This is a genomic window from Sphingobacterium populi (genome assembly GCF_001586775.1).
In the GTDB taxonomy this organism is placed as follows: Bacteria; Bacteroidota; Bacteroidia; order Sphingobacteriales; family Sphingobacteriaceae; genus Sphingobacterium; species Sphingobacterium populi.
This window is the reverse complement of sequence record NZ_LQXS01000046.1, coordinates 1-207: the sequence shown is the minus strand read 5'-3', so window position 1 is coordinate 207 and position 207 is coordinate 1. Positions and strand designations below refer to the sequence as shown.

Annotated in this window: 1 protein-coding gene; it reads left to right on the top strand. The window is 46.4% G+C overall.

Features of this window, described 5'->3' with window-relative positions; translation table 11 throughout:
- The coding region (locus A0125_RS16700; RefSeq protein WP_197464915.1) for a transglycosylase domain-containing protein at positions 1–176 on the top strand (176 nt) is incomplete at its 5' end.
- Positions 177–207 lie beyond the last annotated feature (31 nt).

The following is a 207-nucleotide window of genomic DNA, read 5'->3' as shown; positions in this document are numbered from 1 at the left end:
CATCACATTATTACTATGGCAAATCGGGCAAAAGTTTGAGTCGCAAAGAAGCGGCACTGATCATTGCCATATTACCCAACCCACGTAAATGGGATGCACGCAGACCGTCTGCCTACGTGAACCGACGGGCGAACAGCATTGTCCGCTACCTGAATCACTACAAAATTCCGGAATAAAGAAAAAGCCAGCTGTTGCCTGATTTAAAGA